An 8521-nucleotide genomic window follows, 5' to 3' on the forward strand; every position below is an offset into this window, starting at 1 on the left:
TTTGATGAACCAATATCGCCATATTGAACTAACCTGACAGGAGGTATCGGAGGTGTCAAGTGCAAGACTCACCCCAGTGGAAGACACTGCTATCGGAAAATCCGTCGATTCTGTTCCGGCGCTCAGGCGCGCGGTCTCGATCCTCGATCTTGTCACCAATTCCAGCGACGCAATGTCGGCCGCCGACATCACACGGGCTATGTCGTTGCCAAAAAGTACGGCGCACGGCCTACTTGGCGTCATGGTAGAGCTTGGCCTCCTTGTTCGCAAACAGGGCGGCACATTCCGGCTCGGCCCACATCCTATGCGCTGGGCACACGGCTTTCTATCCGAAATGGACATAGTCTCAGTTTTCCGGAACTATTTTGCTTCCGATATCACACTGTCTCCCTACACGGTCACACTGACGACTCTTGACCGGCATGAGGTCGTCTATGTTGATTGCCGAAATTCCGACCAGCCCCTGGGGCATACTTTCCGGATTGGAATGCGTCTTCCTGCCACCTTTACAGCGACAGGCAAAATGCTGCTTTCCGAAATGCCCGATGATAAGCTCGAGGCTCTCTTCAGAGCGAACTTTCCTTCGCCCCTCACCTCTAGAAGCGTCAAAAACCTTGCCTCGCTAAGGCAGGAACTGGCTGACATACGTATGCGCGGTTTTTCGATCGATAACGGTCAGGTTCGAGAAGGGATGATCTGCATCGGCACCGCTCTGCGAGATCATACGAGATGCGCGGTTGCCGGCATTGCCATCAGCCTTCTGGAAAGCGAAACAACTCCGGCGCTTATCGAGTCACTCGGAGAGACGATGCGCAAGTCAGCCGCCATTCTTTCCGAGCAATTGGGACATAACAGCTCATCACGCGTCCGTGTCGAAGGATAGCGTAGCGTTTGGAGAGAGCGGAAATTTACCGCCGACCGAAGGAGACCGGGTCGGGTTGGCTCAGTTTGAGCAACGCGGCGGCTCTTTGACCCTAACGCTGTCCGTCGCTGCTCTCAAGGGCGCCACCTTCCAGAGTCCCTCGGGCGAAGTGAAGATGTCGCTGGGCAAGGGCAACCAGGCTGTGCAGGAAATGGTCTATGGCCGCACCAAGACCGTCGATGGCAAGCTGACCTTCGTCGATGTGATTCGCTACGCTCCAGAAAAGGTGAACCCACCGGAAGGCATGACCTGCCAAGAGTGGATCAAGAATAAGTTGAAGTGATCGGGAAATGTTCACCGCGGCATCGCTTGCGCGGGGTTTTCCCGCGCGTTTGGCGCCACAATCCCTTTGAAGCGGTTTTCACTCCTCGCGCGCCAACTGGCATCGAAGATGGATCCCGCCCCTCCTTTCGAAACGGCGTGTGGCATGAATGCGTTGTCGCTGCGCTGATCGCCGGCCCGGTTGTCGGCCTCGTCGTCGAACGGGGCGTCCTGCGCTTCTTCGCGGGGCGCGATCCGGTCGTGCTGCTAGTGGTAACCAACGCGCTCTTCCTCATTCTGGAAGACGTGGTGAAGCTCATCTGGGGTGTCGATCCATGGATAGCCTCCGACCCGGTGTGGGCTTTCGGCAAGTCCATCTCGGCCCCTTGTCTACCCGACCTACAATCTCATTATCGTCGTCGTGGCGATCATCAGTGGTGGTCTTCTCACGTGGTTTCTGCAATTCACTGCCAAGTTGCGCGCCGTCATCCACGATCCGGAAGCACCGCTGGCGATGGGCATCAATGCCAGCCGCTGGAAAGTGTCGGCCTTTGTGGTCGGCTCGATCCTCGCCGCGCTCGGCGGCGCCTTCACAGCGCCGACCATCGTCGGTGCCCTGATCGTCGGCTTCGTCCGCTCGCTTGAGGAAAACCTGCTTATTCCGGCATGGGCAGCCGGCGTCACAGATGCGCAGAAGCGCCTCAACGATGTCTATTCGCTCATTCCGGAGGCAGCCGACTTCCGCCATCGCCGTGCCCTGCAGCTTTCAGGCGGCCAGCAAAAACTTGTGGCCATAGGTCGTGCACGCATGACGGGCACCAAGCTATTGATGCTGGACGAGCCCTTCGAAGGCGTCGCGCCTGCGCTTTCCAAGCGCATTTCCGAGGTCATCGCATCCCTGCGGCCGCTTGGTCTTTCCATCCTTCTTTCCGGCGCCGATCTCCGTCACGCCGGAAAGGGGCTCGATATGGTTTATCGTCTGGACCGTGGTCGGATCACTTCTGATTGACCGTCACTGCAAGCGCCTGTGCATTCTTAACGCGCATTTCAAAAGAAGCGAAACAGTGTGAAGAGCAGCTTCATCTTCAATGCATTTCGAAACGAGGAGCCATCGCCTGCATAGCGAAATCACGGGCGCGACCCTCGGTAACCGCGTGATCTCGTTTCCGACAGGTTTTGGATCCGACGCTTGCTTTCTTTCTCAAAGGCCAGCATCGAAGCACCCGTTTTCGGCGTCAGAAATCGTCGCATGTGGCGGGAAGCAGGATGCTTTTCTGGGGGCTGCTTCGTTCGCCCCGCTTGCGTTGGAGGAAAGCTGGCGATGACCACAAACCGCTTGCCTTGCTGCTCATTTTGTCCATTCGAATCTCCATTGAAGAGGTGATATAGCATGCCTACGCGGGCGCCGTTTGCTATTGGTGAGAAATCAACAGGCGCGATCAGCCTACCTTTACAGATGTACGGTTTTCATCTTGAAGATTTCCCTCGGGAGATCGACCTGACCGGCTTTGATCAGTCGGACCATCGCTCGGAAATAGCCGCCGGCGTTCTTGATCGGATCAGATCCTGGCGCTGGCCGCGTTTGCATCTGCACCACGTAAACGAGCGTGGCAGACGCACAGAGCGCCCCGATTTCACGGGTTGCTTCCTCCCAGCCGGACGCGGACACCCCAAAAGCGCCCCGCATGCGCGACACGCCCATAATCAGGTCTCGGTCGCTGCGGACGTCGCCTATAAACTCCATCGCATCGGGGCAAGCTGTCCCCAAATCGCCGGCGTTTAAGCTCACACTCGTCCACAGTAAATTCCGGCCTATGATGATCGGCTCGGCTTCGGGATGATTGATGCCGGACGAATTCCGCGGTCATATGGTCCGGAGTATGCGCGCCGAAGCTTTCGCCGTCGCGGACCATGGCATCCGCCGGCGCCTTGCGGCCAAGGTTTTCGCGTATGGCGATGAACTCCATTTCCGGCGTGATGATGCCGGCCCGCGCATAGGCGAACTGGGTGACGGCCTTGCCGTCCTTTGCGCGCAGCGGCTGCGCGGACACCCCAAAAGCGCCCCGCATGCGCGACACGCCCATAATCAGGTCTCGGTCGCTGCGCACGTCGCCTATAAACTCCATCGCATCGGGGCAAGCTGTCCCCAAATCGCCGGCGTTTAAGCTCACACTCGTCCGTTCCGGATCCTTCGGATTATCATTGCCATTGTTACAAGACTCGTCAGGGGCATATTTGTTGTTGTCTTTGTGGCGGCATAATTTGCCGGCAGAGGCGGCATGAAATTTTCCTTCCGCCTCTTCCCTGATCGTGCGCCAGGCATCTCGGGCGTCGTCCGCCGATCTCGCTCCGGACCTGCGCGGTGTTACTCTGGCAAGCTCACGGGCACGCGCTCTTAGCTCGCTGACGTCGATGCTCGGGAAAGTCTCTGCAAGCGTCTTGAGCGCCTCGTTGGCCGATCTGCGATGGATGGTGAGTTCGTCGAAGGCCGCTGACCGCTCGCGCTCTATGTCTTCGATCACCTGGAGCTGATCGCGAAGCTCAGGCAGCCTTGCGAGAAGAGGGGAGAGATCGAAGCCATATGCCTTCACGATTTTGCCCCGCGATCGCTGAGCGAACCGTTTGCCATTCGGGCTGTCCTTCGCGCCGATCACTCCTTCGGTGTGCAGCCGGTTAAGAGCATAGCGAACAGACCGCTCCGAAATCCCTGTGCGCTTGACTAGGAATTCATTCGAGGGCCAGACGAGCATCTGGTTTTCGACTAGCTCTCCGCCGAAGACGCCGACGAGCTGGTCGAGGACGAACCTGCAGTTCGACGGCAGCTTCAACGCGCGGGCAGCCACGCGCGCTGCCTGATAGAGGGCTTGCTTGTCCGCTGTAGCTGGCTCTGCGGCCGATGATAGCATCGGCTTTTGAGCGCGCCAGCCGGACGACTGTGCGCTTCTCATAGTTATCCCTTTCATAGGGCAACGCTTCGCCGTTCGCCTCAAAGTAGGCGTTGACAAATCAGCGTGACTTGGGATAGCCAGAAGTGCATGTTAGCTCTGGTGTCCCAACGGTCACTATCTAATCTCGAAGGCTCTGGGATTGCCGTCCTGGAGCCTTCAGCGTTTTAAGCCCTTGCTATCGTTCCTGAATCAGTTTTTTGAGTGCAGCCGCAACGGCCTCAGACCGATTGCGGAAGTCTCCCGACTTGACCAGTTCGTCCAAAAGTGTCGTCAGACCGGCTTCAATCCATAGAAGCACCTGTTTCTCGCCCTGCGCTTCACGTTTGAACCTATATCTTTCCGACGGCGTCGTCTCGGCTGTGCCCATGCTCAAACTTCCGAATCAATCAAATCATCACATCGCTAGTGACGTGCCCGATTCTGCTTGTTTGTGAAAGCACTAAATTTCGAAACCGTAACTTGAAAATCAATCGTACAATGCCAATGCCAATGCGATTGCGATGGGCGACGTCTATGTCAAAACTTGGGTTTCGCGATTGCCGGTTTTGCGAAGCCACCAGATCCGACGGCAGCTTGCATGACGCCATAAGATCTCTGTGCCGGAGCGACAGCGTGCGCGCTCAGTCACATCAAGAAGAGCCAGCCCGATTGGACGGTCGAACGCTACCAGGCCGAGCCGATTTCACCGCTTCTTGGGAGCGGTTTGAGAAACTCATCTGCTGGATCATATTGGGAATGAATCAAGTCGCGCAGCGACCAAATCAGGAATGCTTTAAGGGCATGTCGCGGCTCAGTCAGAACGTCGACGTGGTCGCTTTCTCGGCAGCTATCTATCGGCCCACGGGGAGGTCGCCTACCTTGCCTCACGGAGCTGCGAAATGACCAGCAGTTTCGAACATGCCGAAGATGAAGATCGCACCAGTCAATGCGGAAGAGATGCATTTCATCACCATGACTTTCCGCGGCAAGAATGGTCTTGGAGGGTGTAGAATAATCCCTCGGCGATTTCTGGCTAGAACCTGCCAGTTCCTGCTGTCCAAACCGCGGCGTCCAGCTTTTCCGCCGAGCCTGAGACGGTTCAGCGCATCGCCGACATTCATAATGCGTTTGTTCCTTGGACTTCCGCCATCTTCCGGAAGCGCTTGGTTATGGTGAGAGACGGCCCGAGCTCTTCGGCCATATAGAGATCGTGGCTGCTGGGCCGGCGTTGCAGGCCTGCTCGAGGTGCGGCATTGATCCTCCGGACTGGAAGAAGATCTTGGGCCACTGCTATGTGGCGCTGGTGGGGCTACTCGCTCTTAGCTATCGAAGTGTATCCGGTAATGGTGCTTGGAGGCATTGAGAACCTTTGTGACGTCCTCGAGCCTAAATCAACTCGAGTGCTGTTGCCTTGGCCACCGCTTCACTCGTCGTCGCGACTGTCAACTTCCGTCGAGCCGATGCGAGATAGAGCTGCACAGCACTCGTCGAAATGAACAAACGGGCACAAATCTGCTTTGCCAGGAAGCCGTTGGCAGTCATCTGCAAACATTGCAGCTCGCGGCGGGACAATTTCGGAAAGTCCGTACTTTTTCGCGTGCCCGACAGAATCATCGCCCTGTCGTGGAGGTGGTGAGCGAGAAACTGCAGGTCGCGCATGCTCTCCATGCGGAACTGTTTCCAGTAGGCATCGGGATGGTTGGAGGTCACGGTAAACAACGATCGCTCCCCGTGGGGTCCCCGCACCGGCAAGGTAACGCCTTGCCGGCCAATACCGAAGGCCATCGCCTCCTTGAAGAAGCCATACGCCTGCCCTGAATCCCATTTTGACGCAGACCATTCCACGGGCAGGAAGCCGCGCCGGCCGAGGTGTACGACGGGATCGATACTGAAGTAATCCCGGGCAACATACTGCTTGACCCACTCGGGCGGGTACGTGAGCATCAGCAATGGATTGGTGGTCGCCGCGCTCGAGGAGCGGGTCACATGCAGAACCATGTGCGATATCCCATAGATGTGACGGACTTCGTCCAGCGTCGTCTCAAGGTCCCCAAATGTCGGCGATGCGGAGATACGGTCCAGACTGTAGAAAAAACGAGAACTGCTCAGCATGAGATGGACTCGCGGTTGTGTGTTTCCCTGGCTGCCAACATGGTAACATTTCGCGGCTTCCGAGAACAGCATAATCTGTAGCAACCAGGACGCGATATGAAGAACAGGTTAAAGAGATTGCGAGATGGCCAAACAGCCACTGCGCTTACCGTATGCCGCCATCGGCAAGGGCTCTGCGGGGACAGGGAGAGGCTTGCTCCACAAGTCGGGACAGGTTGGTCCGAAGTGTCCGACTAGTGTCTACAGTCACGTCCCACAGGCCGACATACAGTTTGCCCATTTCAGGAAGTGATCGGGCAAGCGGCGTCGGACTCCAGCCGATTCTGCGATACACCCCGACCATCGCACCATCATAGACGCCGACGATGCTTTCGATACCGGTTTCGAGCGCAAGATCGCAAAGCCCTGAGAGTAGCTCCGTGGCGACTGTGCGCGATTGTTCCATGTGTCCGGCAAACGGGTGAACGCAAAAGCGGGTACATTCCCAAGTCGTCGGACTGTCAACGTCGATAGGCTGATTGAAGAAATGCCGGAACTCGCTTTTGAGCATCGTCCCTCCCGTGGTCGGCAGCAGACGCAGCGAACCTGTGAGTGTGCCGGAAGGTCGTTGCGTGACAAGATAAACGGGATCTTCCGCCTCATCGTATCGGTCCCGCTCCCACTGGTTCCGGACATCGACCCGCCACCCGAGCCGATCGCGAAAGACGGCGGTGCGTGCCCGAAACATTTCGTCGAAAGCACGTCGATCGGTGTCGAGCATGTCTTTGGTGAGTAGTCGCAACATATCCATCCCTCCTGATGTGCTGACGTATCACAACAGGATGCCGACCGGGAGCAATCTGGATATTTCACCAGGTTGACCGGTGCTTCGCTTTGCCTTTCATTTCCACTTAATTTTCCATAGCCTGGCCGATCCCAAGCTCTGTGGCTGCCAATTCAACACATCCAAAGGAAGAATGGTCATGACCTTCGACCCAGCGCGCGGCAAACGTATTCGAGAAGCAATCTCTCGGGGCAACTTCCGGAAAGTACACGCTCTCGCAGCCGAACTGAATGTCTCGGTCGCGGCCGTCTCCCGCTGGCAGAATGGCGGCCACACGTCCCTGGAAAGCGCCTGCGCTCTCGCCCGCCTTCTGGACGTGTCACTCGACTGGCTGCTCCTTGGGCGAGGCGCCATAGATGGCCATAAGAACAGCACGATCTCCGCCACGGAGTTGCTGTGGGTCATGGCGCTGCGCGGCCGGTCTGCGGCGGCCCAGTCCAATCTCATCGGGCTGCTCGAATCGATCCCTCGGGAGCACGCATTACGCTAAGCACAATTTCGCACGGCTTTTTACGTTGCGCGCAACAGCTTCAGATTGCATAATCCGCAGCCGTAAACGATCTTTCTAGTTAGGGTTTCAACCACGGCACCGGTAGCAAAGCTAGCGCACCAGCCCTCGCCGCGGTGAAGACCCTCGTATTCACTCTCAAACGCAGAAGGGTTGCCGACCATGTCAACGATGCTGACGATCAACGTGAAAAATTACGAATCCCAGACGCAAAACTTCTACTTCTTCCAGCAGCCGGCGATTTACACCGGCGGCGGGCAAGTCTATTCGAATAGCCTGTTCTCGCAATCGCTCGGCAACTACGACAACACCGGTGCGATCCTGACCTTCCAGGTCAACCTGCAATATTATGCCGGCATCCAGCAGGCAAACACACCGCCGCAAATCGGCGCTTCATCCGGCTACTCGTCAGCCAGCCGCGCCATCGATCTTGCTCCGAGTCCGGGTGGCGGTGGTAAACCGAACGACTGGACGACTGCGACGGTCAACCCTCTCGGTCTTTCCTCGCCGGTCTACGGGGAAGGTGTGCAGCCTGGCGCGTTTCGCATCACCACGCCGGTCTTCAACTCGCCGCCCTATTTCAATGTCGGCTCGGCGGTTGCCGTCAATGGCGGCATCGTGCTCTCCAACTTCGTGCAGGCAAACCCGGCCAGCAACACCGATTGCCAGCCGATCCTGAAATACTACGTCCAGACCGGGGCCTACACGCCAGGTGTCGTCATGAACTTCACGCAATCGAGCGTGAACGCGGCGCTTTCGGATTTCACCGGCGGCTATTCTGTCTGCAACGTCAGCCTGAAATCTGACGGGACCTGGACCACGCAGCTCCAGTAAACACCGTCAGGCACGCAGGTGAGGAACCGCCCCTTTCTTCACCTGCATGCGCACCATTCGCGCGGTTGCCACTGCCCGCCCGGCGACGGACAGGCTTGGTCTCAAAGGGGATTGTCACACGCCATAACGAGTTC

General features: G+C 57.4%; 10 protein-coding genes. 5 read left to right on the forward strand and 5 right to left on the reverse strand.

From position 1 onward, the window contains the following. Positions 1–52 precede the first annotated feature (52 nt). The 3 genes from ACIPSK_RS32135 (at position 53) to ACIPSK_RS32145 (ending at position 2192) form a co-directional block, all read left to right on the forward strand. On the forward strand, positions 53–883 hold the full coding sequence (locus ACIPSK_RS32135; RefSeq protein WP_017968930.1) for an IclR family transcriptional regulator: 831 nt from the start codon (positions 53–55) through the stop codon (positions 881–883). A gap of 55 nt (positions 884–938) precedes the next feature. Continuing rightward, a complete protein-coding gene (locus ACIPSK_RS32140) occupies positions 939–1205 on the forward strand; it encodes a hypothetical protein (RefSeq protein ID WP_017968931.1) in 267 nt (88 codons plus the stop codon). A gap of 399 nt (positions 1206–1604) precedes the next feature. Beyond that, positions 1605–2192: an ATP-binding cassette domain-containing protein gene (locus ACIPSK_RS32145; protein WP_172643386.1), complete on the forward strand. Its 588-nt coding sequence runs from the start codon at positions 1605–1607 to the stop codon at positions 2190–2192. 441 nt (positions 2193–2633) lie between these two features. Here ACIPSK_RS32145 and repC read toward each other — a convergent pair whose 3' ends face one another. The 5 genes from repC to ACIPSK_RS32170 form a co-directional block, all read right to left on the reverse strand. Beyond that, positions 2634–2927, reverse strand: a complete 294-nt coding sequence (repC, locus tag ACIPSK_RS32150; protein ID WP_080635769.1) for a replication initiation protein RepC — start codon at positions 2925–2927, stop codon at positions 2634–2636. After that, the gene (locus tag ACIPSK_RS32155; RefSeq protein WP_026154645.1) at positions 2818–4131 is read right to left on the reverse strand and encodes a helix-turn-helix domain-containing protein; all 1314 of its coding nucleotides are present in this window, start codon (positions 4129–4131) and stop codon (positions 2818–2820) included. The genes repC and ACIPSK_RS32155 overlap by 110 nt, the downstream gene beginning before the upstream one ends. Before the next feature lie 175 nt (positions 4132–4306). Further along, a complete protein-coding gene (locus ACIPSK_RS32160) occupies positions 4307–4498 on the reverse strand; it encodes a ribbon-helix-helix domain-containing protein (RefSeq protein ID WP_017968935.1) in 192 nt (63 codons plus the stop codon). Positions 4499–5496: 998 nt separating this feature from the next. Beyond that, positions 5497–6222, reverse strand: a complete 726-nt coding sequence (locus tag ACIPSK_RS32165) for a helix-turn-helix transcriptional regulator (protein ID WP_017968937.1) — start codon at positions 6220–6222, stop codon at positions 5497–5499. A 145-nt stretch (positions 6223–6367) separates the two neighbouring features. After that, entirely contained in the window at positions 6368–7006 is a 639-nt protein-coding gene (locus tag ACIPSK_RS32170; RefSeq protein WP_017968938.1) for an acyl-homoserine-lactone synthase, read from the reverse strand. 178 nt (positions 7007–7184) lie between these two features. Between ACIPSK_RS32170 and ACIPSK_RS32175 the strand changes: the two genes are divergently transcribed. Beyond that, positions 7185–7535: a helix-turn-helix domain-containing protein gene (locus tag ACIPSK_RS32175; protein ID WP_017968939.1), complete on the forward strand. Its 351-nt coding sequence runs from the start codon at positions 7185–7187 to the stop codon at positions 7533–7535. Between the two features lie 180 nt (positions 7536–7715). Continuing rightward, entirely contained in the window at positions 7716–8387 is a 672-nt protein-coding gene (locus tag ACIPSK_RS32180) for a hypothetical protein (RefSeq protein WP_020486299.1), read from the forward strand. The last annotated feature ends 134 nt before the right edge of the window (positions 8388–8521 follow it).

It is taken from the genome of Rhizobium sp. LARHSG275 (genome assembly GCF_052871115.1).

Coding starts and splice junctions, on each gene's coding strand:
- repC (WP_080635769.1), bottom strand. CDS start 2,927: ATGGAGTTTATAGGCGACGTCCGCAGCGACCGAGACCTGATTATGGGC.
- ACIPSK_RS32155 (WP_026154645.1), bottom strand. CDS start 4,131: ATGAGAAGCGCACAGTCGTCCGGCTGGCGCGCTCAAAAGCCGATGCTA.
- ACIPSK_RS32160 (WP_017968935.1), bottom strand. CDS start 4,498: ATGGGCACAGCCGAGACGACGCCGTCGGAAAGATATAGGTTCAAACGT.
- ACIPSK_RS32165 (WP_017968937.1), bottom strand. CDS start 6,222: ATGCTGAGCAGTTCTCGTTTTTTCTACAGTCTGGACCGTATCTCCGCA.
- ACIPSK_RS32170 (WP_017968938.1), bottom strand. CDS start 7,006: ATGTTGCGACTACTCACCAAAGACATGCTCGACACCGATCGACGTGCT.
- ACIPSK_RS32175 (WP_017968939.1), top strand. CDS start 7,185: ATGACCTTCGACCCAGCGCGCGGCAAACGTATTCGAGAAGCAATCTCT.
- ACIPSK_RS32180 (WP_020486299.1), top strand. CDS start 7,716: ATGTCAACGATGCTGACGATCAACGTGAAAAATTACGAATCCCAGACG.